Origin of the sequence: Halorubrum sp. SP3, assembly GCF_005435195.1 — an archaeon.
Classification (GTDB): domain Archaea; phylum Halobacteriota; class Halobacteria; order Halobacteriales; family Haloferacaceae; genus Halorubrum; species Halorubrum sodomense.
Window position 1 is genome coordinate 482 of the sequence record NZ_SGTU01000163.1, and the last position, 337, is coordinate 818.

General features: G+C 52.8%; 1 protein-coding gene. It reads left to right on the plus strand.

The window, feature by feature from the left end:
* A partial coding sequence (locus EXE42_RS16050; protein ID WP_158293745.1) for a hypothetical protein occupies nucleotides 1-217 on the plus strand: 217 nt, incomplete at its 5' end.
* Nucleotides 218-337: the final 120 nt, after the last annotated feature.

Consider the following 337-nt stretch of genomic DNA (forward strand, 5'->3'; position numbering starts at 1 on the left):
GGAGGACCTCGAGGACAACGATATGATCTTCGTGTCCCACCCTGAGATAGCTCTCCGATACGATGTGGCGCTGTTGCCGACGCTCCAACAGCATGCTCGGAACGATAAGAAGATCGTTGTCTTGGCGGACGGCGATATCGAAAATGAGCACCTGTATATCCACGACGTAGAGGCTGAAACCACCGCGTACACTACGATCATCAACTTAGAAAAATGACCCGCAATAAGGCACTCAAACCCCTCTCGGACATCATCTCGTGTCCGGAGACGATCAATGGCGCAATCGACCTGGAAGATGCAGAGACCGACGCCGAAGAGATCCTTCGGACATTCATCC